This window comes from Propioniciclava sp. LT432 (assembly GCF_059515965.1).
The window spans coordinates 40303-62589 of sequence record NZ_JCAKNE010000003.1 but is presented as its reverse complement, the minus strand read 5'-3'; the positions used below and the strand labels follow the sequence as shown (position 1 = coordinate 62589).

23 protein-coding genes and 1 pseudogene are annotated in these 22287 nt (G+C 70.9%); 18 read left to right on the top strand and 6 right to left on the bottom strand.

Annotated features, from left to right (window positions below; all coding sequences use genetic code 11):
- The first annotated feature begins 4 nt into the window (after positions 1–4).
- A complete protein-coding gene (gene thrC, locus AC5YDV_RS02255) occupies positions 5–1441 on the top strand; it encodes a threonine synthase (RefSeq protein ID WP_496182009.1) in 1437 nt (478 codons plus the stop codon).
- A 15-nt stretch (positions 1442–1456) separates the two neighbouring features.
- Positions 1457–2413 (top strand): GNAT family N-acetyltransferase, encoded by a 957-nt coding sequence (locus AC5YDV_RS02250; protein ID WP_496182010.1) that lies wholly within the window; start codon positions 1457–1459, stop codon positions 2411–2413.
- 37 nt (positions 2414–2450) lie between these two features.
- Here the strand turns inward: AC5YDV_RS02250 and AC5YDV_RS02245 are convergent, their stop codons facing one another.
- Positions 2451–2936: a VOC family protein gene (locus AC5YDV_RS02245; RefSeq protein ID WP_496182011.1), complete on the bottom strand. Its 486-nt coding sequence runs from the start codon at positions 2934–2936 to the stop codon at positions 2451–2453.
- Positions 2937–3032: 96 nt separating this feature from the next.
- Between AC5YDV_RS02245 and AC5YDV_RS02240 the strand changes: the two genes are divergently transcribed.
- Positions 3033–4883: a glycoside hydrolase family 15 protein gene (locus AC5YDV_RS02240; protein ID WP_496182012.1), complete on the top strand. Its 1851-nt coding sequence runs from the start codon at positions 3033–3035 to the stop codon at positions 4881–4883.
- Positions 4884–5039: 156 nt separating this feature from the next.
- Here the strand turns inward: AC5YDV_RS02240 and AC5YDV_RS02235 are convergent, their stop codons facing one another.
- Entirely contained in the window at positions 5040–6374 is a 1335-nt protein-coding gene (locus AC5YDV_RS02235) for a glucose-6-phosphate dehydrogenase (RefSeq protein ID WP_496182013.1), read from the bottom strand.
- A gap of 479 nt (positions 6375–6853) precedes the next feature.
- On the opposite strand from AC5YDV_RS02235, the gene AC5YDV_RS02230 reads away from it, so the two are divergent.
- The 12 genes from AC5YDV_RS02230 (at position 6854) to AC5YDV_RS02175 (ending at position 17080) form a co-directional block, all read left to right on the top strand.
- Positions 6854–7411: a DUF4242 domain-containing protein gene (locus AC5YDV_RS02230; protein WP_496182014.1), complete on the top strand. Its 558-nt coding sequence runs from the start codon at positions 6854–6856 to the stop codon at positions 7409–7411.
- A complete protein-coding gene (locus AC5YDV_RS02225) occupies positions 7408–8490 on the top strand; it encodes an acyl-CoA dehydrogenase family protein (RefSeq protein WP_496182015.1) in 1083 nt (360 codons plus the stop codon). The genes AC5YDV_RS02230 and AC5YDV_RS02225 overlap by 4 nt, the downstream gene beginning before the upstream one ends.
- Positions 8466–9284, top strand: coding sequence for an ATP-binding cassette domain-containing protein (locus tag AC5YDV_RS02220; RefSeq protein ID WP_496182016.1), 819 nt, complete (start codon positions 8466–8468; stop codon positions 9282–9284). Before AC5YDV_RS02225 ends, AC5YDV_RS02220 begins: the two co-directional genes overlap by 25 nt.
- Positions 9277–10431, top strand: a complete 1155-nt coding sequence (locus AC5YDV_RS02215) for an ABC transporter substrate-binding protein (RefSeq protein WP_496182017.1) — start codon at positions 9277–9279, stop codon at positions 10429–10431. The genes AC5YDV_RS02220 and AC5YDV_RS02215 overlap by 8 nt, the downstream gene beginning before the upstream one ends.
- The gene (locus AC5YDV_RS02210) at positions 10428–11261 is read left to right on the top strand and encodes an ABC transporter permease (protein WP_496182018.1); all 834 of its coding nucleotides are present in this window, start codon (positions 10428–10430) and stop codon (positions 11259–11261) included. The genes AC5YDV_RS02215 and AC5YDV_RS02210 overlap by 4 nt, the downstream gene beginning before the upstream one ends.
- Complete coding sequence (locus AC5YDV_RS02205; protein WP_496182019.1) at positions 11258–11863, top strand: NAD(P)H-dependent oxidoreductase; 606 nt, start codon at positions 11258–11260, stop codon at positions 11861–11863. Before AC5YDV_RS02210 ends, AC5YDV_RS02205 begins: the two co-directional genes overlap by 4 nt.
- A 96-nt stretch (positions 11864–11959) precedes the next feature.
- Positions 11960–13270 carry an ArgE/DapE family deacylase gene (locus AC5YDV_RS02200; protein ID WP_496182020.1) on the top strand — a complete coding sequence of 437 codons (1311 nt, stop codon included), beginning with the start codon at positions 11960–11962 and terminating at the stop codon, positions 13268–13270.
- 117 nt (positions 13271–13387) lie between these two features.
- A complete protein-coding gene (locus tag AC5YDV_RS02195; protein WP_496182021.1) occupies positions 13388–13705 on the top strand; it encodes a hypothetical protein in 318 nt (105 codons plus the stop codon).
- Between the two features lie 123 nt (positions 13706–13828).
- Positions 13829–14752 (top strand): MerR family transcriptional regulator, encoded by a 924-nt coding sequence (locus AC5YDV_RS02190; RefSeq protein ID WP_496182022.1) that lies wholly within the window; start codon positions 13829–13831, stop codon positions 14750–14752.
- Between the two features lie 138 nt (positions 14753–14890).
- Positions 14891–15571 (top strand): ATP-binding protein, encoded by a 681-nt coding sequence (locus tag AC5YDV_RS02185; protein ID WP_496182023.1) that lies wholly within the window; start codon positions 14891–14893, stop codon positions 15569–15571.
- Between the two features lie 312 nt (positions 15572–15883).
- A complete protein-coding gene (locus tag AC5YDV_RS02180) occupies positions 15884–16555 on the top strand; it encodes a DUF2202 domain-containing protein (protein ID WP_496182024.1) in 672 nt (223 codons plus the stop codon).
- 195 nt (positions 16556–16750) lie between these two features.
- Entirely contained in the window at positions 16751–17080 is a 330-nt protein-coding gene (locus tag AC5YDV_RS02175) for a NifB/NifX family molybdenum-iron cluster-binding protein (protein WP_496182025.1), read from the top strand.
- Between the two features lie 34 nt (positions 17081–17114).
- Here the strand turns inward: AC5YDV_RS02175 and AC5YDV_RS02170 are convergent, their stop codons facing one another.
- The 4 genes and pseudogenes from AC5YDV_RS02170 to AC5YDV_RS02155 all read right to left on the bottom strand — a co-directional run bounded on the left by AC5YDV_RS02170 (position 17115) and on the right by AC5YDV_RS02155 (position 20983).
- On the bottom strand, positions 17115–18791 hold the full coding sequence (locus AC5YDV_RS02170; RefSeq protein ID WP_496182026.1) for a nuclease-related domain-containing DEAD/DEAH box helicase: 1677 nt from the start codon (positions 18789–18791) through the stop codon (positions 17115–17117).
- A 60-nt stretch (positions 18792–18851) separates the two neighbouring features.
- On the bottom strand, positions 18852–20387 hold the full coding sequence (locus AC5YDV_RS02165; RefSeq protein WP_496182027.1) for a helicase-related protein: 1536 nt from the start codon (positions 20385–20387) through the stop codon (positions 18852–18854).
- A gap of 100 nt (positions 20388–20487) precedes the next feature.
- Positions 20488–20841, bottom strand: a pseudogene (locus AC5YDV_RS02160) (DEAD/DEAH box helicase); the annotation flags it as partial.
- 16 nt (positions 20842–20857) lie between these two features.
- Positions 20858–20983 carry a hypothetical protein gene (locus AC5YDV_RS02155; protein WP_496182028.1) on the bottom strand — a complete coding sequence of 42 codons (126 nt, stop codon included), beginning with the start codon at positions 20981–20983 and terminating at the stop codon, positions 20858–20860.
- 40 nt (positions 20984–21023) lie between these two features.
- Between AC5YDV_RS02155 and AC5YDV_RS02150 the strand changes: the two genes are divergently transcribed.
- From AC5YDV_RS02150 to AC5YDV_RS02140, 3 genes are all read left to right on the top strand, one after another.
- Positions 21024–21158: a hypothetical protein gene (locus AC5YDV_RS02150; RefSeq protein WP_496182029.1), complete on the top strand. Its 135-nt coding sequence runs from the start codon at positions 21024–21026 to the stop codon at positions 21156–21158.
- 81 nt (positions 21159–21239) lie between these two features.
- Positions 21240–21860 (top strand): nucleotidyltransferase family protein, encoded by a 621-nt coding sequence (locus tag AC5YDV_RS02145; protein ID WP_496182030.1) that lies wholly within the window; start codon positions 21240–21242, stop codon positions 21858–21860.
- A complete protein-coding gene (locus AC5YDV_RS02140; RefSeq protein ID WP_496182031.1) occupies positions 21860–22276 on the top strand; it encodes a hypothetical protein in 417 nt (138 codons plus the stop codon). Before AC5YDV_RS02145 ends, AC5YDV_RS02140 begins: the two co-directional genes overlap by 1 nt.
- Positions 22277–22287: the final 11 nt, after the last annotated feature.

The following is a 22287-nucleotide window of genomic DNA, read 5'->3' as shown; positions in this document are numbered from 1 at the left end:
GCGGGTGAAGTACGTCTCGACCCGTGACAGCAGCGGACGCCCCGGCCTCCCGTTCTGCGACATCCTGCTCGAGGGCCTCGCCCCGGACGGCGGGCTGTACCTTCCGGAGTCCTACCCGAGGGTGGACGCCGACGTGCTGGCGTCGTGGCGGACCCTGCTCGCCGAGGAGGGCTACGCCGCCCTGGCCGCCGCCGTGCTGGGCCTGTACGTCGACGACATCCCCAGCGACGACCTGCGCGGCATCTGCGAGCGCGCCTACACCGCAGAGAAGTTCGGCACCGACGCGATCGTGGGGCTGACCGACCTGGGCGACGGGGTCCTGCTCGGACACCTGAGCCACGGGCCGACCGCCGCGTTCAAGGACATGGCGATGCAGTTGCTGGGCGAGCTGTTCGAGTACGAGCTGGAGCGCCGCGACCAGACCCTGACCATCCTCGGCGCGACGTCGGGTGACACCGGCTCTGCGGCCGAGTACGCGATGCTCGGCAAGGATCGCGTCCGTGTGTTCATGCTGACCCCTGCCGGGCGGATGAGCCCCTTCCAGCAGGCGCAGATGTTCAGCATCGACGATCCGGCCATCGTGAACATCGCCCTCGACGGTGTCTTCGACGACTGTCAGGACCTCGTCAAGGAGGTCAACGCCGACCTGGCTTTCAAGGCCGAGCACGCGATCGGGGCGGTCAACTCGATCAACTGGGCCCGGCTCGTCGCGCAGGTGGTCTACTACGTGGCGCTGTACCTGCAGGCGACCACGGCGGACGACCGGCGGGTCACCTTCGCGGTCCCGTCCGGCAACTTCGGGAACATCTGCGCGGGCCACATCGCTCGCGAGATGGGTCTGCCGATCGATACGCTCGTCCTCGCCACGAACGAGAACGACGTACTGGCGGAGTTCTTCGACACCGGCGTCTACCGCGTGCGGGGGACCGCCGAGACGCACGAGACGTCCTCGCCGAGCATGGACATCTCGAAGGCGTCGAATTTCGAGCGGTTCATCTTCGACCTGCTGGGCCGGGACGCCGACGAGACCCGCCGGCTGTTCGGGCAGGAGGTGCCGACCACGGGGTCGTTCGTGCTCACCGACACCGAGGAGTTCCGGGGGCTGAGGGAGCGGTTCGGGTTCGTGGCCGGGTCGAGCACGCACGCCGACCGGGTCGCGACGATCGCCGCCGAGGCCGGAGGCCATGGCTACGTGGTCGATCCCCACACCGCGGATGGACTGAAGGTGGCGCGCGAGTTGCTGGAGCGCGAGTCGCTGGCCCGGCCGGTGATCGTCCTGGAGACCGCACTGCCGGTGAAGTTCTCCGCGACGATCGTCGAGGCGCTCGGCCACGACGTACCGCGTCCTGAGCGGTTCGCCGGCATCGAGGACCTGCCGCGTCGCGTGCTGGCGCTGCCCCACGACGTGGACGCCCTGAAGCGCCTGATCGCCACACACTGAGGCACGATGGGAGCCGTGACCCACGACACCCTCACTTGGACGCACCTGACCACCGACACCGTCGACCACTGGACGAGCCTGACGAACCTGCTCGCCGAGGTCGACGGGACCGAGGAGTTCTACTCCGCCGAGGACCTCGCCGAGGAACTCACCGAGCACGGCTTCGACCCCGAGCGCGACTCCTGGGCCGTCTGGGACGGCGGGACGTTGGTGGCCTTCGGGCAGCTCCGGGTGGGCCTGACCCTGGACCACGAGGGCAGGGTGCGCTGCCACCTGGACGGGGGCGTCCACCCGGAGCACCGCGGGCGCGGCATCGGACGCGAGCTCATGGATCGCATGGAGGCGCGCGCTGCGGAACTCGCCAGCGAGCGGCACCCCGGGCAGTCGGCGGTCTGGCGCGGCAACGGCGGACTGGAAGGGGCGTCGGCCCGCGGCCTGTTCCTCCACCGGGGTTATGACGTGGTCCGGTACTTCAACCTGCTGGGACGGCCCTTGTCGGGCGAGCTTCCCCCCGCGGACGCCGACGTGCCGCTCGTGTCGCCCGGTCCCGAGCATGAGGAGGCGACCCGCACCGCGCACAACGCGGCGTTCGCGGACCATTGGGGCTCGGCGCCGTCCGCGCCCGAACGGTGGCACGACACGTGGACCGCGCGCTCCAATCGCCTGGATCTGTCGTCGTTGGCCGTCGACCCGGCCGACCCCGACCGCGTGCTCGCGTACGTGCTGGCCGCCCAGTGGGTCCCCCGGCAGCTGTACGTGAACCTCGTCGGCACCGTGCCGGACGCCCGGGGTCGCGGCCTGGCCGCCGCGGCGCTGGCCCGCACGATGGCGTTGGCCGCCGCGACGGGGGAGTACGACGTCGTCGAGTTGGACGTCGACTCCGACAGCCCCACGGGCGCGACGCGGCTCTACGAACGGCTGGGGTTCGTGCTGAAGAAGACCTGGGCGACGATGCAGCGCGACGGGCGCTGACGTCCCCCGGGGCGGTACCGGCGGGTCACCGCCCCTCCTACCCGCCCGCGACGGCCCTCTCGATGGTCGCCACGTCGATCTTCTGCATCGGCAGCATCGCCGCGAAGGCGCGTTCGGCCACGCCGGGCTCGTCGGACGCCATCGCCTCCGACAGCGCACGCGGCGTGATCTGCCAGGAGACGCCCCAGCGGTCCTTGCACCAGCCGCACTGGCTCTCCTGGCCGCCGTTGCCGACGATGGCGTCCCAGTAGCGGTCGGTCTCGGCCTGGTCCTCGGTCAGGATCTGGAACGAGAACGCCTCGCTGTGCTGGAACTGCGGACCGCCGTTCAACCCGACGCACGGGATGCCGCACACCGTGAACTCGACCGTCAGGACGTCGCCCCGGTGGCCGTCCGGGTAGTCACCGGGCGCGGTGCGCACGGCGTCCACGCGACTGTCGGGGAACACCGAGGCGTAGAACTCAGCCGCCGCCTCTGCGTCCTTGTCGTACCACAGGCAGATCGTGTTCTTGGGGATTCCCATCGCAGCCTCCTCGCTCGACCGTTCCACGCTAACCCGGGGGATTCCCGAGGGACAACCCATTCCCACGCCCGATCAGGGGTGGTAGCAATGGAACGCATGAGCACGCCCATCGAGGACTACGCCCTGCTCGCCGACCTGCACACGGGTCCACTCGTCTCGCGGGAGGGGTCGATCGACTGGCTCTGCTTCCCGCGCTTCGACTCCGGTGCGATCTTCACCGCCATCCTCGGCACTCCCGACGATGGCCGCTGGAAGCTCTCCATCGCCGGCGGAGAGGTCCTCGAGCGGCGCTACCTCGACAACTCCTTCATCTTGGAGACCCTGTGGCGTTGTGACACCGGGCTGGCCCGGGTCGTGGACTTCCTGCCGCCGAGCAGCGACCACGCCGACCTCGTCCGGCACGTGGAGTGCATCGAGGGGAGCGTCGTGGTCGAGCACGACCTCGTCATCCGCTTCGAGTACGGCGAGCGGACGCCGTGGGTCCGGCAGGTCGACTCGTTCGGAGGGAGGGCCCTCTACGCGGTGGCGGGCCCCAACGCGATCCAGCTGACGGGTCCCCTGCTCGAACCCGCCGCCGAGACGGACGAGCACGCCGGCCACCCGAGCGGAGCGCCGGCCGACCACCTCGTGGGCCGCTTCCCGCTGCAGGAGGGGGAGAAGGCCGACTGGGTGATGACGTGGTCGCACTCGTACCACAAGGCCCCGGAGCCCGTGGAACCCGAGCGTGCCCTCACCGACACGCTGCAGTACTGGTCGGACTGGGCGTCGCACCTGGCGCCCGAGGCGTCCGGCTGCCCGCCGCAGTACCGCGACCTGGTCATGCGGTCGCTGCTGGTGCTGCGCGGGCTGACCCACTCGGAGACGGGGGGCATCGTGGCCGCGCCCACGGCGTCCCTGCCCGAGGAGTTCGGCGGATCGCGCAATTGGGACTACCGCTTCACCTGGCTGCGCGACGCAGCGTTCACGATCGAGGCGATGATCTCGCACGACTTCCTCGACGGCGCGCGGCTGTGGCGCAACTGGCTGCTGCGGGCGATCGCCGGCGAGGCGAACGAGATCCGGATCATGTACGGCCTGGGTGGGGAGAAGGAGCTGCCCGAGATGGAACTGGGCCACCTCGCGGGCTACGAGGGGTCGCGCCCGGTCCGCATCGGCAACGGGGCGGCCGGCCAGTACCAGGCCGACGTCGCCGGCGAGGTGATGATCGCCTTGTCGAAGCTGCGCGCCGCGGGCCAGACGGAGACGCATTACAGCTGGGGGATGCAGCGGAACCTCATCCAGTACTGCATCGAGAACTACGACCGTCCCGACCACGGCATCTGGGAGATGCGCGGCGACCTGCACTTCTTCACGCACGGCCGGGCCATGATGTGGGCGGCGTTCGACCTCGGCATCAAGGCGGTCGAGGTGCATGGGCTGGACGGCGACGTCGACACGTGGCGCGCCTACCGCGACCGGCTGGCCGCCGAGATCTGGGAACGCGGGTACGACGCCGAGCGCAACACCTTCACCCAGACCTACGACGGCACCGAGGTGGACGCCTCCCTGCTGCAACTGCCGCACGCGGGGTTCATCGCGCCCGACCACCCGGCGATGCTCGGCACCGTCGCCGCCATCGAGCGGGACCTGCAGGGCCCGTCCGGCCTGCTGCGCCGCTACCGGACCGAGGCGGTGACCGACGGCCTGGCCGGCCACGAGTACCCGTTCCTGATCTGCTCGTTCTGGTTGGTCGAGCAGTACGCGTTGTCCGGACGCCGCGACGACGCGTTCGCGCTGATGGACACGCTCGTCGGGTGCGCCACCGACCTCGGCCTGCTCGCCGAGGAGTACGACCCCGAGTCACGCCGGCTGGCGGGCAACTTCCCGCAGGCGTTCAGCCACCTCGGCCTGATCCGTGCAGCGGACGCGCTGTCGGGCGTCAGCCAGGACGATCAGGCCGAGCAGTGACACGGTCGGGCTGCCCATGAGGTGACTTCGTGAGGTTTTGCTGGTGGAACCCTCTTGGCCATCAAATCTCGCGTCCCTCTGTGACGTCCAGCGACGTTCCACCAGCAAGTCGCGAAACGCAAGGCACAGCCTGCGTGAAGGCGCTGCGTCCGACGGTCAAACCGGTCCGGACGACCCCGCGGCGTAGTCGTGCAGCGGCTGGTCGGCCCAGGCGTCCAGGACCTCCTCGGTGATCCGCCAGCCCTCCTCGACGCCGTCGCCCCGGACGGTGAACGTGGGATTGCCCTCGAGGATCCAGCGGATCACCGAGCCGTAGGCCGTGAGCGCGGCCTCCGGCATCTCGGAGCCGACCGTGACGCGCGAGCGCCCGCGGCTGTCGAAGGGACCACCGACGTTGAGGCCGAACTGGAGGTGCTCGTCCTCGAAGCCCATGCAGACCGTGTTGGGGGGCAGGTCGCGCGACAGGCCCTCGTAGGTGTGCGGTGGCTGCTTGAACGTGACGAGGATCTGCTGGTGCGGGTCGCCGATGGCCTTGCCGGAGCGCAAGGTCACCGGGACGCCCGCCCAGCGCCACGAGTCGACCTCGAGGGTGACCTGGAAGAAGGTCTCGGTGTTCTTCGACGCGTCCACGCCCTCTTCGGCGACGTAGTCGGGCAGGTCCTTGCCGCCGACGTGCCCGGCCGTGTACCGCCCCCGGATCGCCTGCGCTGGGTGGCCCTGCCACAGGCTGGTGTTGCGCAGGACGTGTGCGGTGCCAGCCTGGACCTCGACGTGGTCGAGCCGGCTGGGGGGATCCATCATGACCAGGGCCATCACCTGCAGCAGGTGGCTCTGGAACATGTCCCGGAGGGCGCCGGTGTTGTCGTAGAAGGCGGCGCGTCCCTCGAGGCCGAGGGTCTCGTCGAAGGTGATCTCGATCTTCTCGATGTGCTCGGCGCTCCACAGGGGTGCGAGGAGCCGGTTCGCGAACCGCAGGCCGACGAAGCTGAGGACGCCCGGCATGCCGGGGAAGTGGTCGACCCGGAACGTCCGCTCCTCGGGAACCACCTTCGCCGCGAGGCGGTTCACCTCGCGGGCCGAGGCGAGGTCGGTGCCGACGGGCTTCTCCAGCGCGAGGGCCAGGTCGTCCGGGACGTCGATGGTGGTCAGCGCCTCGACGGCCTTGACGGTGACGGACGGCGGAAGCGCGAAGTAGAGGCAGGCTGGTCCGTCCACGTCGGCGAGGAGCGCGGCGAGGTCGTCGGCGGACGTGGCGTCCGCCGTGATCCAGCGCGTCGTCGAGCGGGCGTGCTCGGCCGCGGGGCCGGACGCCTCGGCGAACGCCTGTGCGACGGTGTCGGCCCAGCCGGGGAAGTCCCGGTGCGAGGAACCCACCACCTGCACGCGGCGATCGGGTTGCCCGGTGAGGTAGGTCGCGATGCCGGGCAGCAACAGTCGTGAGGTCAGGTCCCCCGAGGCGCCGAGGATGACGAGCGTCTGGATCTGGTCCATGGCGCCCACGGTAGCCGTGCTGCATTTTGTGTAAACAGAACTGGTCATCATGGGGGTACTTCGCCGAAACAAAATGCAGCACGCTCCGGGTGAGTTGGGGTCCCGCCGTCCCGGTCCTTGGGACAGGAAGTTGCGTGATCCTTCATCATCGTCTTAACTTCACTGCACGGCCCGGGGAACTGCCCGGCCCCACGTGAGGACACTTCCATGATGCAGGTTTCCGAGTCGCGCAACGCGACCCTGGCCCTGTCCGCCGCGAGCATCGGTCTCGCCGCGATGAAGCGTTCCTGCGGCTGTTGTGACGCCTGACGCGTCGCTCAATCCCCTTTTTGCGCTGACGTGACCGCGCCCTGACGGGCGGGTCCTCGCGCGCACCCCTCCCCGGATTGCCGGCGCCACCCAGGCGTCCGGTTCTGCGCGCCCTGACACGGGCACGCACCCACCTCCCCGCAACCCTGCACCACACCCAAGGAGAAGCCATGTCCACGCTGTTCCTCGTCGAGGTCGTCCCCACCGCCCAGGACGCCGGCACCGCCCTCAACACCCTCGCCCGGCTCGACGACCGCGTCCGCAACGCCGGTGGCCAGCTCATCGAGGCGCAGATCGCCGAGGGCGGCGCGCGCATCTTCGCGATCATCGAGGCCGAGCACTCCGGGCAGGTCACCGAGGCGACCGAGGGCCTGGAGGCCGCCGAGGTCTCCGACCCCGCCAAGGTACGCCTCGTCGGCGCCGAGCTCGATGAGATCAAGGCCGCCCAGCCCGAGGCCGGCTACCTCGTCGAGTGGGACATCCCCGCCCACATCGACATGGACACCTACCTCAGCCGCAAGGCGGCCAAGACCCCGTTGTACGCGAACGTCCCTGAGGTGGAGTTCCTGCGCACCTACGTCCGCGAGGACATGGCCAAGTGCCTCTGCTTCTACAACGGCCCGGACGAGGCGGCCATCAAGCACGCGCGCGACGTGGTCAGCACCCCGGTCGACCGCCTGCACGCGCTGGTGAACGTCCAAGTGCCGCTCGCTGGGTTCAGCCGATGACCGCCACCACGACCGCTCCCGCGCTGGACGCCGTGGCCCGCGAGGTCGCCGCTGCCGCGGCCTCGGTGGACGCCGGCGCCCCCGCCATCGCGCACATCCCGGCGCTCGCCGCCGCGGGACTGCTCGACCAGGGTGTCGAGGACCTCCTCGCCGGGCGCCCCGAGGCCCGCGACGTCCGGGCGTCCGCCGACACCATCGCCGCGCTGGCTGAGGAGTGCCTCCCGACCGCGTTCGCGGTCTGGGCCCACCGGGTCGTCGAGGGCTACCTCGCCCGAGCGCCCCGCACGGACGCCAACGTCGCGGCTCTCGCGCAGCTCCGTGCGGGCGAGGTCGTCGGCGCGACCGGCATGGCGCAGGCCCTCAAGGCGGACGCCGGCGTCGGCGAGCTGGGCATCGACGCCACCCCGGACGGCCGGGGCGGCTGGTTCCTCGACGGCTTCGTCGCGTGGATCAGCAACCTCACCGAGGGTGCCGTGCTGGTGTTGCCGGCCACCACCGGCCAGGGGAGCGGTGGCGACGACGGCATCGTCGTCTGGGTCCGCCACGGCACCCCGGGCCTGTCGGCCCGCCACATCACCGGGCTTCTCGCCCTTGACGCCACGGCGTCCGGGACGCTCAAGCTCGACCGGGTGCACGTCCCGGCGGACCAGGTGGTGAGCACCGACCTGCGCGCGTTCGTCCACGCCGTGAAGCCGTCCTTCCTCATCCTGCAGACCTCGTTCGCGGCGGGTCTCATCCGCCGTAGCTGGGGCGAGATCGAGCAGGCCCTGGACCGGGCCGACAACGCCATCTTCGGCGCTGACGCGCGCGAGCTGGGGGCCGACATCGCGGAGTTCCTCGACCGCTGGCAGGCCCTGGCGTCCGACGTCGCCTCCCCGCCCGTGCGGGACTTCCTGCAGGTGCGGCTGGACGCCAGCCACCTGGCCCAGCGCGTCACGCGCCTCGAGCTCACCCTCGCGGGGGGCCGCGGCTACCTCGCCGCCAACGCCGCCAACCGGCGGTTCCGCGAGGCGGCCTTCCTCCCCGTCCAGTCACCCTCGGAAGGACACCTGCGGTGGGAACTCTCCTCGCTCGCCTGACCGACGTCGACGCCGGCTACGGCGGACGTGCGGTCCTGACCGGCCTGACGCTCGACGTGGTCCGGGGACGACAGCTCGTCGTCCTCGGCCCGTCGGGCGCGGGCAAGTCGACCCTGCTGCGCGTGCTGACCCGCGAGATCGCCCCGCTGCGCGGCACGGTCTCGTTCGACGGCCGCGACATCGACCCCGAGTCCGGGACCTCCGCCCCGGTGGTCGAGGGGGTCGTCACCCAGGATCCGGAGCTGTTCGGCTGGCTGACCGTCGGCGAGAACATCGCGCTCGGGTTGCGGTTCGCGGCCAACCGGTCGCGCAGCGCGTCCGGCCCGGCGCGGGTGGACGACCTGGTTGACCTGCTCGGCCTGGTCGGGGTCGTCGACCGCTATCCGGACGAGGTGTCCGGGGGACAGGCCCAGCGGGCGTCGCTGGCCCGCGCCCTCGCCATCGACCCCGACCTGCTGCTGCTCGACGAGCCCTTCAGCGCGCTGGACCCGGCGACCCGCAACGAGCTGCAGGTCTGGCTCCGCCGGACCGCGACCCAGCGCGGGCTCACCACCGTGCTGGTCACGCACGACCTCGACGAGGCGCTCGTCGTGGGCGACACGATCGTGCTCGTCGACAGGCACGGACGCCTCCGCCACACGTGGTCCAACGATCGTCCGGCCGCGGACGCCACGGCCGCGCTCGTCCACCCGTTGCGGCCCGTGCTGCGCCGGGGTTACGACGCGGACGGCTCCCTCGAAGAGGGCGACGAGGAGTTCTCGGGCTTCGCGCCGATCGGAGGCCGCCGTGGCTGACCTCACCCGCCGCACCGTCCTCCGGACCGCCGGGCGCGCCGGCGCCGCCGTCGGCCTCACCGCCCTGGCCGGACGCGGTGCGTGGCTGGCCGCCGAACCCGCCGTCGCCGCGCTCACCCCGGCGCTGGACCGCGAGGTCCGCATCGGCTATCTGCCCATCACGGACGCCTCGGCCCTGCTCGTCGCCCACGAGCGCGGGTTCCTCGCCGCCGCGGGGCTGCCGTCCGCCAAGCCCGTCCTGTTCCGCTCGTGGGACGCCCTCGCCCAGGCGCTCGTCGTCGGCGAGGTGGACGCCGTCCACCTGCTCATGCCGTTCGCCCTCCAGCTCCGCCTCGGGCTGAAGGTGCCGCTCAAGGTCGTCGCGTGGGGCCACACGAACGGCTCGACCCTCACCGTCGCGAACCACATCACCCGGACCGAGGAGCTCTCGGGCGCCAAGCTCGCCGTCCCCGCCTGGTGGTCGGTGCACTCGGTTCTGGTGCAGCGGATCCTGGCCGAGGTGGGGCTGCGCCCGGTGCTCGGTCGCCCCGCCTCGTCGGGGACCGTCGAGCTCGTCGTCATGGCGCCCGCCGACATGGTCCCGGCGCTGGCGTCCGGGGCGATCGCCGGGTTCACCGTCGCCGACCCGTTCAGCGCCGTCGCCGAGGCGAAGGGCGCGGGTCACGTCCACCGGTTCCTCGGGGACGTGTGGCACGACCACGCCTGCTGCGCGATCACGGTTCGCGAGGACCTGGTCGAGACCCGCCCGCGCGCGGTGCAGGCGCTGACCGACGGCGTCGTCGCGGCGCAGGCCTGGCTGGACGCGAACCGCGCCGGGGCCGGTCCGCTGCTGTCGACCGCGGGGTACCTGCCCCAGCCCGAACCGGCGATCAGCAAGGTCTTCACCCGGACGTCGGAGGCGTACGCCGCCGTCAACCGGCACCCGGACTGGCGTCCCGAGCGGCTCGGCTTCAGCGCGTTCCCGCAGGCCGGCTACACCGCGTCGCTGGTCGAGCTGCTGCGCGGCACCGCCATCGACGGGGACACCTCGTTCCTCGCCATGGACCCAGCCCGCGTGCACGCCGAGCTGGTCGACGACCGGTTCGTCCGGACCTCGCTCACTGCCGCCAACATCCCCATCAACCCACGTCAGGAGCAGATCGCATGAGCGCCACGACCCTTGACCTGCCCTTGGCCCGCCCTCGCCCGGGACGGTTCGGCCTGCCGTCCGCCGCGAATGCCTGGTGGCTCCCGCTCGCGGGGATCCTGGGGGCGACCGGCGTCTGGTGGCTCCTCACCGACGTCGCGTTCGCCTCGCGCCCCCTGGTCGCCGGGTTCTCCCCGACGCTCGCGGTGCGCGGGCTGGCCGAGCTCGCGGCGTCCGGCACCTTGGTGGACGCCGCAGCCGCGTCGGTGTTCCGGCTGTTGGCCGGGCTGGGTGTGGCGTTCGTCCTCGGCGTCGCCGGGGGAGTGGCGCTCGGGCAGCTCGCCTGGCTGGAGAGCGCGACGCGTCCGGTCCAGCTGTTCCTGAAGATGGTGTCGCCGCTGTCCTGGGCGCCGGTGGCGATCATCGCCTTCGGCGTCGGGACCCTCCCCGTCGTGGCGCTCGTCGCCGCGGCCGCGGTGTGGCCGATCCTGACCGCGACGGCGGACGGGGTCCGTGGCGTCCGGCCGGCCCACCGGCAGGTGGCCCGGAACCTCGGCGCCACCGGGTGGGAGGTCGTCCGCCATGTGGTGGTCCCGGCGATCCGGCCGAACGTGCTCGCGGGGCTGCGGCTGGCGCTCGGGCTGGGGTGGGTCGTGCTCGTCCCGGCGGAGATGCTCGGCGTCACGTCGGGCCTGGGGTACGCGGTGCTCAACGCCAAGGACCAACTCGCGTTCCACCACATCACCGCGCTGATCATCGTGATCGGCACCATCGGCTTCGCCCTGGACGTCGTGGCTCGCTGGGTGCTGGCCACGCCGCGGCAGCGCCGGGACGAGCGGGGACGGTCGTGACCTCGTCGTTGGCCGCGGTGATCCCTCCGGTGGCCGTGGTCCACGAGGCCGCGGCGGCGCGCATCGTCCTCATCAGCGCAGGCCACGCCCCGGCGTCCAGCACGGCGCGTCTGGCGGGGCTGCTGGGGGAGTCCGCGCTCGCGGCGCTGGGGTCGGCCGGGCGAGTAGGTTCCGTCGAACACGTGGAGCTGCGTCGCATCGCGTTGGACGTCACCGCGACCCTGCTGGGCGGTGAGCGGACGCCGGCGCTCGCCGCGGCCGTGGCGTCCGTTCACGCGGCGGACGCGCTGGTGGTCGTGACACCGACGATCAACGCGTCGTTCTCGGGGCTGCTGAAGTCGTTCCTCGACGTCCTCCCCGTGGACGCGCTGCGTTCGGTCCCGGTGACCATCGCCGCGACGGGCGGGACCCAGCGGCACACGTTGGTCCTCGACCAAGCCGTGCGCCCGATGCTGGGCTACCAGCGGGCGATCGTGTTGCCGAGTTGCCTGTACGTGACGGCCGACGAGTGGGACGGACCCCGTCCGTCAGCATCCCTCGCCGAGCGGATCGCCCTCGCGGGCGCTGAGTTGGCTGCCTTCACGCCGGTGCGGGGGTCCTGACCCGGATCCGGCGTCGCGGTCCGACACTCCAACGTGCACCCCAGAACCCGTGGCAAAGTGGCGCGGGAGTGGCGAACCGGCTGCGTGAGGAGTGACATGACCGACCGTGAACTGAACCGAGCGCACCGAGAGGTGCTGGAGGCGATCGACGAGGCGTGGATGGTGTCCCGCCTGCAGGAGATGGTCACGGTCCCCAGCGTCACCGGCACCGACGCCGAGTCGGAGCTGCAGAACCGGATGGCGCGCGACTTCGAGGAGTTCGGCCTGGACGTCGACCTCTGGAAGCTCGACCTCGCCGAACTGGAGGCCGACCCCGACTACCCGGGCGTCGAGGCGGAGCGCAGCGAGGGCTACGGCCTGGTCGGCGTCACGCCCGGCGAGGGCGACATCGGCTTCGTCCTGCAGGGCCACGTCGACGTGGTGCCGACCGGCGATCTCGGCAAGTGGGACGCGGAGCCGTTCAGCGGTGAGATCGTCGGCGACGTGCTGCACGGACGCGGTGCGTGCGACATGAAGGCGGGGGTGGTGGCGAACATGGCGGTCGCGAAGGCGCTGGCGACCTCGGGGGTGACGTTCGAGAAGCGGTTCGCGCTGCACCAGGTGGTCAGCGAGGAGGACGGCGGCCTCGGCGCGTTCGCCACCATGAAGCGCGGACACACCGGCGAGGCCTGCGTGATCACCGAGCCCACCAGCGGGCGGATCGTGGTCGCCAACGCGGGCGCGCTCACGTTCGAGATCCGCGTTCCCGGACGCGCTGCGCACGGCTCGACGCGCTACGAGGGAGTATCGGCGTTCGAGGCGTTCTGGCCGATCCACGCCGCGCTGCGGGAGCTCGAGCAGCGGATCAACGCGAACCCGAACGTGCTCTATGCCGGGAATCCGCTGCCCTACGGCATCTCGGTCGGCAAGATCCGCGCCGGCGACTGGGCCAGCTCCGTGCCCGACCTGCTGGTCGCCGAGGGACGCCTCGGCGTCCCGATCGACGCCGACCCCTATGACGCTCGTCGCCAGTTCGAGGAGGCGGTCGCGGACGCCTGCCGGCGCGACCCTTGGCTGAGGGACAACCCCGCAACCGTCGCTTGGACAGGGGGACAGTTCGCTCCCGGACGCCTCGCCGACGACCACCCGCTGATCGGCGAGATGGCGGACGCCGTGGCGCTCACGCAGGGACGCCGTCCTGACCTGGGGGCCGCTCCCTACGGCTCGGACCTGCGCCTGTACGTGGGCATCGGGGGGATCCCGACGTTGCACTACGGCCCCGGGGACGTCCGCTTGGCGCACGCCCCGCGTGAGCAGGTGAGCCTGAGCGAGATGTTCGAGGTCACGCGTGCTCTCGCCGTCCTGGCTGTCGATCGACTCGGCGGACGCCTCCAGCGGGCCGGTGGAGGCGGTCGATCCGGACGGTGAACAAGGTTCGGCGAAGGTTACGCAAACCCTATCCATACCCTTGACAAAGGTTGTTCAACTGGGTCACAGTTGATGCAGAGGGCCGCGCCGGCCCCCAACAACCTGAGGAGGACCACCATGAAGAAGGCCGTGATCACCCTGGCCGCGATGGCCCTGACCACCGCGCTCGCCGCCAGCCCCGCTTCCGCCGCCGAGAGCGGCCCTCGCCCCGACACCGACTGCATGCGCGCGGGCATGACCGAGCTCAAGGAGAGGGGCCTCTTCTCCGCCGTCGCCAAGGGCGGCCTGCCGATCGAGACCGCCGTCGCCGTGGGTGTCACGGTGCGCAGTGGCGCCGACATCTCCGGTGTCCCGAACCCGATCCCGCTGTCGGTCGTCCTGGCCGACCACCGGGCCGGCGACAACAGCCTGTTCGTCTACCCTTGGTGCAACTGACCTGAAGCATGGGGCGATGGAAGACCGGCGAGGCGTCCTTGGGGCCGCCTCGCCGGTCTCGTGTCGCATGATGGGCGGGACACCGCCCGTCCTGGTGAGGGCGCGTTGGACGGAAGGGGTGTGATGCGGACGTACTCGGTGAGGCAGGTCGCCACCATCACCGGCGTGCCCGCGGCCACCCTTCGCACCTGGGAGCGGCGCTACGGGGTGGTCGAGCCGGACCGGACCGAATCGCGCTACCGCCTCTACGACGACCAGGACCTGGCGCGCTTGCAGCGCATGGCGGACCTCGTCGCGCAGGGAGCGCCCGCGTCCATCGCGGCCCACCAGGTCGCGAGCGAGCGGTCCCGAGCTGGGTCGGATGCGTCGGTCGTCCCCGACGGTCGTGATCTGGGGATTGGGGATCCCGTGGGTGACGTGGTGGGTGACCCCGATGTCGGGCGCGGGCTCGTGCGTGCGGCGCAGACGCTGGACAGCACGTTCCTCGATCACCTGTTGGATGACCTCTTCGCCCGGGGTGGGTTCGAGCACGTCGTCGAGACCCAACTGTTCCCGGCCCTGCACCACCTCGGGGCGGCCTGGGTGGACGGCGGCATCGACGTGGCGGGGGAGCACTTCGTCTCAGCGGCCATCCTGCGACGCCTCGGCCAGCGCTTCGAGGCGGCCGGCGCGCACCGGGGCGCGCCCGTGGTCCTCGTGGGCCTGCCCGCCGGGGCGGAGCACCAACTGGGGGCAGCCGCGTTCGCCACCTCGCTGCGCCGCCGGGGGCTCGACGTGCGCTACCTCGGTCCGGACGTCCCGCGGGACAGCTGGCTGCACGCCGCCCGGGTCGTCCAGCCGCAGGCCGTCGTGCTCACAGTCCCGACACCGCAGGACGCCGCAGCAGCGAGCGAGGTCGTCGACCTGCTGGCCGACGAGCCCGGTCACCCCCTCGTGTTCGTCGGGGGAAGGGGGGCCGGAACTCATCCCAACGACAAGGCCGCGCTGCTGCCCGCCTCCCTGTCGGGTGCGGCCCAATCGGTCTGGGCAGCCCTCCACAGGGCCTGAGTGGCACCGGCGACTCCCAGATTTGTCGCGACCGGGCTCGGATGTTCCCGACAGGGGTGATCCGGGTCATCTACGCCCCGACGGAAGCGCCCGCCGGGCCTACCATGAGTGAAGACGTCGTTAAGGGAGCGTGACACCGTGAAGGCTGTTGTGGTCTACGAGTCACTGTGGGGCAACACGGCTGCGATCGCGAAGGCTATCGCGAAGGGCATCGGGGACGGAGCTGAGGCGCTGTCGACGGCGCAGGCGACACCGGACGCCTTGGCGGGCGCGGACCTGATCGTGGCGGGGGCACCGGTGGTGGCCTTCCACATGCCCTCGGAGCGGACGCTCGCGGACATCGCCGAACATCCCGGGCCCGGGGCTCCGGCGCCCGACCTGTCCCAGCCGTCCATGCAGGCGTGGCTGGAGTCGTTGGCTCCCGGCACGGTGCCCTGCGCCGCGTTCGACACCGAGGTGCGAGGGCCGTTCGGCAAGGCGGCTCCCGCGATCGCGAAGGCACTGCAGGCGAAGGGCTATCGCCCCTTGGGGCCGGGCGAGGGTTTCGTGGTGTCCGGCAAGTACGGACCGCTGCGCCACGGTGAACTCGAACGCGCCACACGCTGGGGAGAACGCCTCCGCGAGCAGGTGGAGCTCGCCTCCTACGCCCTCCACCGCATCTTCGAGCCGTTCTTCACGACCAAGCCTCAAGGCAAGGGCACCGGCCTCGGCCTCGACATGGCGTGGCGCATCGTGACGCAGGAGCATGGGGGCACGATCACGGTCGAGTCGAGGCCGTGGCGGACGGTGTTCACCGTGAGGCTCCCGATCGAGGGCTGAGTCCGTGCGGCGTTCGTACCCGCGCCATGAGGATGCCAATGACGTGGACCACCTTCGCCACCTGCTTCACCGACACGGGCGAGCCTTTCGGACCCCATGCATCAGAAATTGTCTGACCGTATATGGGAAGTCGACAGACGGCCTGATGGGACCTCATAGACCCACTCATGGCCCTTGCACAGGCTCCTCCCAGACAACGTGGCGGGTGTCATGGAAGCTTCACGACTCGGCGCCTGGGACCTTAATCCGGGCAGCGTTTGATGGATCTCGACACAGGGACGCACCGTCCCCCTCGAGACCAGGAGCACTCTGATGAACCGCACGAGAACCACCTTCGCCGCTCTGGCCGGCACCGCCGTCCTCGGCACCTTCGGGTTCGCGGCCAGTGCCGCCTACGCCGCCGGCCCCGGCGCCGCTGGCTGGAGCCCCGGCGCCAACCTGCCAGCCGCGGCGTCCACCATCAGTGAGGAGGTGAGAGCCGACCTGGTCTTCATGGTCCAGGAGGAACGTCTCGCCGAGGACGTCTACACCTACATCGCCGACAAGTACGACGTGGCGCGTCCTTTCACCAACATCGCCCGCGCCGAGCAGAAGCACCAGGACGCGGTGGCCGTGCTCCTGGAGCGCTACTCGCTGACCGACCCGTCCGCGGGCATGCAGCCCGGCGTCTACGCCGATCCCCAGCTGCAGGAGATGTATGACCAGTTGATCGCCCAGGCTGATGTGTCCCTCATCGAGGCGTACAAGGTTGGGGTCACCATCGAGGAGACCGACATCGCCGACCTGAAGGAAGCTCTCGCCGAGGGTGACCTGCCCGCCGACGTGAAGGTCGTCTACGAACGGCTCACGGCAGGCTCGGAGAACCACCTGGAGGCGTTCACCAACGCGGCCTCCGGCGGCGCCTTCGGCGTCAAGGACGGCACCGGTGTGGAGAACGGACGCGGCCGCGCGGGCCAGGGCTGGGGGCGCGGCGCCGGCCGATAGGGCAGCACCGAGAGCCGATGATGACGTGACGAGCCGGCAAGGCGACGGACGAAACCCGGAGCCCTGCCGGCTCCACGCACCCATGGCATTTGAATGCGGCACCCTTGAACACAAGACGAGCGAGAAGCTGGGGGACCGTCCGCCGAGGAACTTGGATCGGCGGCGCCCGCACGATCCTCCACCCGAAGGGAAGAAATGAACACACAGATCGTCTGCATCCCCGTCTCCGACGACGGGCAGGTCGGCCACAGCTGGGGCAAGACCCGCACCGTTGCCCTCGCCACCGTCGAGAACGGGGCCATCACCTCGTGGCGTACCCAGACCGTCGACTGGAACATCTCCCACGACCAAGGCGCCGAGGGCAGCCACCACGCGCGCGTGGCGCGCTTCGTCATGGACAACGCGGTCACCGCCGTCGTCGCCCGGCACATGGGCGATCCCATGCAGAACATGCTCACCAAACTGGGGGTGAGCGTCCGGCAGGGCGCGTCGGGCGATGCCCGTGCCGCCGTCACCGCGCTGTAGCACTCAGCCCGAAAGTCGGGCGGCACGCACGGTTTCAGTGGACGACAGTCGGGGTGCCTTGCTGGCTGCTCGCCAAGCGCGCACAGACCTCGTCGCCGCCCATCCGCCGGACGACGTCCGGATCGCCCACGACGATCAGGCGATCGGTCGCGCGTGAAAGTCCGACGTACAGCCGTTCGGACGCGCGGTCACGGCGTCCGGACTCGTTCACGCACAGCACGACCGCACGGCGTTCCATGCCCTTGAAGCCCAGGATGTGCCCGTAGAAGATGTCGTCGGATTCCCAGAACTGCTTCCAGTAGTCCTTCTGGCCGAGGGTCTCCTGTCGTTCGGCTTGGACGGGGTGGCGTTGCCCGAGGGTGATGAGAGCAATGTCGGCGGCGGACCACCCCTCGTCGAACAGCGCCTCCACCCGGTCGTCGGCCACGTCGAGGGCGTCCTCGGTGGCGCAGGCCACGAAGGTGACCTCGGGGCCGTCCTCGCCGCGGATCTCCATGCCGGTCGGCGCCAGCGGCACGAAGGTCTCGGCGATCTGGCGGGTGTTGCGCAGGTTGTGGTCCAGCACGAGCGGGACCAACTGGACCGGCGGACGCCCGAAGCGGGCGAACACGCGCTGCCGCTCGTCGCTGTAGGCATACAGGCCACTCGTCTCCTCGTCGCGCAGCGCGCCGAGCAGGGGGAGCCACCAGTCGTCGGCGAAGTCCTGGGCCTCGTCGACGATGATGGCGTCGAACTTCTGCTCCGGCGTCAGCTGGGCCGCCTTCTCGGCCATCTGGCGGGGGAGTTCGACCTCCCAGAAGTCAGAGTCGTCGCGTCCGCCGAAGTCGGTGATGCCCCAGCGCCGGCCGAGGTCCTCGAAGGTGCCGACGAACCGCGGACGCTTGCCGCGCGACCCCACCATCAGCGAGCGCTCGAGGTAGGTGCCCAGCCCGTAGGAGTAGCAGACCACGGCCACGCTCCTGCGTTCGCCGAGCAGGCGGCCGGACGCCAGGTCGCTGGCCTGCTGCATGGCGAGGACCGTCTTGCCGCTGCCCGCCGCGCCGCGGATCTCGACGCGGTTGAGCAGCCGCGTGACCTTGAGCAGCTGGGCCTGTTCGGCGGTGAGTCGCTGGACGCGTTCCTCGCGGTCCTCGGCGAGCGCGATGGTGTCGCGTGCCGGCATGAAGCGGCCCTGCAGGATGTCGAGGATCACGTTCACGTCGTCGTGTGTGGGCGGACGCGCGTCCTTCTGGTGGAGTTCGGTGGTGTCCCAGAGGCGGACGCCGATCGCGTCCAGGTCGTTCTGGCCGCTGACCTGCCACCGGGGGAGGTCCGGCATGGCGAAGCCGCCATCCAGTTCGGTGCGGGCAAGCACGACGTGGTGGTTCCACCGGACGCGTGTCCGGCTGCCCCAGCGCGGGTCGGCCTCGACGTACTTGCGTAGCGCGTACTGCGCATCGCGGGCCTGATCGACGGGGTAGATCCGCTCACGGTTCTCCCGCTGGATGAACCACTCGCCGTCCTCCACCCACACGTGACTGCCCTTGACCTCGACGATCACGATCCCGGAGCCGGGCATGAGGACGAGCAGATCCACCTCGTGGTCCTTGTACTCGTCGGCGATGTGCAGGTTGGGCACGACCGTGCACTCGGGTCCGAGCTGTCTTGTCACCTTCTGCCAGACGTCCCGTTCGGACGCCGTGGTGAAGACCGGCTGGACGGATGAACCCACCTCAAGCTCCTTCGCGTCAGGTACGGGGCAGCCTACGGGCGATTCGCGCGCCGACCCGCCTCAGTCCGAGGAGAACCGCTCCACGCGCGGCAGGTCGAGCGTCAGGGCTGCTCCGATCGGGTCGGCGAGCCGCGTTGCGAGCGTGCGGATGGCCAGGTCGTCGGGCAGCAGGTCCCCGAACTTCAGGTCCTGGATCGCGCGCGAGGTGACCTCGGGCGAGACGCCGGCGAGGTCGTCCCCGAACCGGGAGCGCGCCTCGTCCAGCGCGCGCCCCAGCTCGGGCGCGGAGGCGTCGGCACGCACGGCCACGGAGCGGTTGTCGGAGGTGGCGTCCGGCGACAGCACCTCCGGGGCGACGTCGGCCAGGGCCGCGTGCAGCACGGCGTTGGCGCGGCCGCCGGCCCACGTCCACCAGCGCGTCCCGTCCGCGGTGTGGAGCACCACCGTCCGAGCCGGATCGACCCGCTCGGCCCACGCGTCCCGCAGTGCGGCCAGCCGGTCCACCGCCCGCGAGGAGAGGTCGACGCCCACCGGCTCCGCACCCAGCAGGACGCGGCGCATGGCGTCCACCAACGGCCGGCTGAGGGGCGCCGACGACCCCACCCACCGAGCGAGCCCCGTCCCCTCTGCGGGCTCCACGTGCGCGATCCGACGGGACCAGTCGACCGACACCACCGTCCACGCGCGCCCGGCCAGGGCCAGGCGGCGCGGTCCCGTCACCTTGGCGACCAGGACCATCGGGTCGACCGTGCCGATCTCCGCCCGGCCGTGCAGGACCGTCACCTGCGGGTCGGAGGTGAAGACCGACATGACCTCCATGAAGTGCCGGTGACCGTACCGCCGCTCGGCCTCGGGGCCGACGAACAGCATCCCCGAGTCGGCGTCCAGCACCCCGCGCTCGCGGAGCGTCGCCACGATGCGCGCCCAGTCGTCCGCGGACGCCAGCGGCAACCCGCCGAGCCACTCGGGCCACGTCGCCTCGCCGATGCGTCCCTCCTGCAGCGCGAGCGCCAGGACCTGCTGGGCCGCGATGTGGGCGGGCTCGGGTGGGGGCGTGATCGACTCGACGTACCCCTGTGACCACAGCAGCAGCATCGCGAGCGCCCGGAGCAGTTCGTCGTCGTCGATCGTCAGGAAGGTGGCGTTGCGCACCGACCCCGGACGCCGACCCGTCCGTCCGAGCCGCTGCAGGAACGAGGCCACCGTCGAGGGCGACCCGATCTGCAGCACCCGGTCCAGGTCGCCGACGTCGCCCAGCTCCAGGGTGGAGGTCGCCACGATCACGCAGTCCCGGGCCTCGGCGAACGCGGCCTCCGACCGCCGCCGCTCCGCCGCCGACAGGCTCGAGTGGGAGACGAACGTCTCGACGCCCCGCTCCCCGAGGTGTACCCCCACCTGCTCCACCGACCGGCGCGAATCCGCGAACACCAGGCGCTTCTCGCCGCGGTGCAGGCGCGAGATCACCGTGGCCGCGTTGCCCAGCGAGCCCACGTAATCGACGTCGATCTCCGGCCGGACGGCGGCGCCGGGCGTCGCAGGTGCCACGACCACCCCGGGCAGCCCGGCGGCGCGGTTGCTGCCCTGGAGCCACCCCATGAGCTCCGCGGCGTTGCCGACCGTGGCGGAGATCCACCCGGGCCGACACGAGGATCGACTCGATCGACTCCGGCGTCGTCAACAAGACGTCCGGCCTCTCGACCAACTGCCGTCGCCGCACGCCCTGTGACGTGTCCCCGTGGCGAACCGCCGCCCTTCTGCCCAGCCAAGCCGCATACGAGTCGACGTGGCTTTCGGGGTTGTTCAGCAGCGCCCGGAGGGGGCACACGTAGAGGACCGACGTGCCGGGCCAGTCCTCGGCGGCCATCCGGCTCAGCACGGGGAACAGGGCGGCCTCGGTCTTGCCGCCGGCGGTGGGGGCGAGCAGCAGCGCGTCCGACCCGGCGAGCAGCGGCTCGATCGCCGCATCTTGGAGCGGGCGCAGGGAACTCCACCCCAATGTGTTGACGACGTGGTGCTGCACGACGGGGTGGAGCAGGTCGAAGCCCGCCATCAGTTGAGACCGCTCATCAGTCGGTGAGATCGAGGTCGATCGCGTCGAGGGCGGACGCCCCGCGCGCGGCGTTGCGCTCCACCTCGGTCAGCTCGGCCTCGCCGACGGTCAGCGCGTAGTGGACGCGGGCGCGCGTCCGCACTGTCGTCGACGACGCCTACGTCGGCACCCTCGCGGACGCCGTGACCGGCTCCCTCGGCGGCAGGGTGGGCGTGTCACCCCGCGTCTTCCTCAAGAAGCTGGTGAGGGAAGGGACCGTCATCCGCGGCAAGGCTCTCTCTTGCGCTGGACGTGGGTCGCCGTGGAGGGGTCGGTGATGTGAATCGGGGGTCACTTGATGCTGTAGGGTAGTCACATGATCCACGAATGTAGTCACCGTGCCGCGGAGGAGGGCAGCCATGGACCTGAGTCATCCGGAGTACGCCGTCCTCGGTGAGAACCGGGCGCGGATCCTGCACCGGCTCGCGGTGCTCGCGGAACCGGCCTCGGGCCGGCGCATCCACCAGCTGAGCGGGGTGGCATCGCTTCGGACGACCCAGCGAATCCTGCGTGAACTCGTCGACATCGGGCTGCTGGACGTACAGTCCGTGGGCGCTGCGAACGCCTACACCCTCAACCGTGCCCATGTGCTGTGGCCGCCGCTCGAGCAGATCCTCGCGGCCCCGGCGACCACGGAGGAGCGGGTTGCCGAGATCCTCGATTCCGCTCTTCGTGATCGCGCGGCGGGCACAGCGCTCTTCGGCTCCTTCGCCCGCCGGGAGGCGGGGCCGGGGTCGGACATCGACATCCTGGTCGTGTGGGAGCCCGGGGTGTCACCGGAGCAGGCTGCCGACATTCTCGATGAGGTCGCCGAGCAGGTTCGCAAGCTGACGGGAAACCGGGCACAGCTGTTCCCGGTGAGCAGGGACGAGCTCGACCGGCTGGTGGCACAGGGTGACCCGTTCGCCCAGTCACTCCGCGCGGATGCGCGCACCTTGACCGGCATCGAGATCAAGCGACTGTTGGGAGGGTCCCGGTGATGGCTCCACGCACCCGCCCGATGACGCGCAGCGAAGCGAATGTCCGCGCGCAGCAGGCGCACTCGTTCCTGCAGGCAGCCGACCTCGTCAGCGAGTTCGGAGAGGACTACGACATCCCGCAGATCGCGAGCACCATCGCTTCGCTCGCGGTGCTGGCAGGCATCGCGGCCAGCGATGCCATCTGTGGCGCGGTGCTCGGGAAACGCGCAGCTGGCGTGAGCCACGCGGAGGCGGTGGATCTGCTTCGGTCCACTCAGCCGGGCCAGAGCCTTGCGCCGCACCTGTCTCGGCTGATCAACGCCAAGACTGAGGCCCAGTACTCGGCTGCCGTGATGACGGCGACGCGTGCCGGTGACCTGATGAAGGCGGCCGAGAGACTGGTTGACGGGATGGACGGGGTGCTCCGCCAAGCGTGACGCACGATGCG

Excerpts from the sequence above, each read along its gene's own strand:
- AC5YDV_RS02245 (WP_496182011.1), bottom strand. The coding sequence starts at position 2,936 with ATGGGAATCCCCAAGAACACGATCTGCCTGTGGTACGACAAGGACGCA.
- AC5YDV_RS02240 (WP_496182012.1), top strand. The coding sequence starts at position 3,033 with ATGAGCACGCCCATCGAGGACTACGCCCTGCTCGCCGACCTGCACACG.
- AC5YDV_RS02235 (WP_496182013.1), bottom strand. The coding sequence starts at position 6,374 with ATGGACCAGATCCAGACGCTCGTCATCCTCGGCGCCTCGGGGGACCTG.
- AC5YDV_RS02230 (WP_496182014.1), top strand. The coding sequence starts at position 6,854 with ATGTCCACGCTGTTCCTCGTCGAGGTCGTCCCCACCGCCCAGGACGCC.
- AC5YDV_RS02225 (WP_496182015.1), top strand. The coding sequence starts at position 7,408 with ATGACCGCCACCACGACCGCTCCCGCGCTGGACGCCGTGGCCCGCGAG.
- AC5YDV_RS02210 (WP_496182018.1), top strand. The coding sequence starts at position 10,428 with ATGAGCGCCACGACCCTTGACCTGCCCTTGGCCCGCCCTCGCCCGGGA.
- AC5YDV_RS02200 (WP_496182020.1), top strand. The coding sequence starts at position 11,960 with ATGACCGACCGTGAACTGAACCGAGCGCACCGAGAGGTGCTGGAGGCG.
- AC5YDV_RS02195 (WP_496182021.1), top strand. The coding sequence starts at position 13,388 with ATGAAGAAGGCCGTGATCACCCTGGCCGCGATGGCCCTGACCACCGCG.
- AC5YDV_RS02190 (WP_496182022.1), top strand. The coding sequence starts at position 13,829 with ATGCGGACGTACTCGGTGAGGCAGGTCGCCACCATCACCGGCGTGCCC.
- AC5YDV_RS02180 (WP_496182024.1), top strand. The coding sequence starts at position 15,884 with ATGAACCGCACGAGAACCACCTTCGCCGCTCTGGCCGGCACCGCCGTC.
- AC5YDV_RS02175 (WP_496182025.1), top strand. The coding sequence starts at position 16,751 with ATGAACACACAGATCGTCTGCATCCCCGTCTCCGACGACGGGCAGGTC.
- AC5YDV_RS02165 (WP_496182027.1), bottom strand. The coding sequence starts at position 20,387 with ATGGGGTGGCTCCAGGGCAGCAACCGCGCCGCCGGGCTGCCCGGGGTG.
- AC5YDV_RS02145 (WP_496182030.1), top strand. The coding sequence starts at position 21,240 with ATGGACCTGAGTCATCCGGAGTACGCCGTCCTCGGTGAGAACCGGGCG.
- AC5YDV_RS02140 (WP_496182031.1), top strand. The coding sequence starts at position 21,860 with ATGGCTCCACGCACCCGCCCGATGACGCGCAGCGAAGCGAATGTCCGC.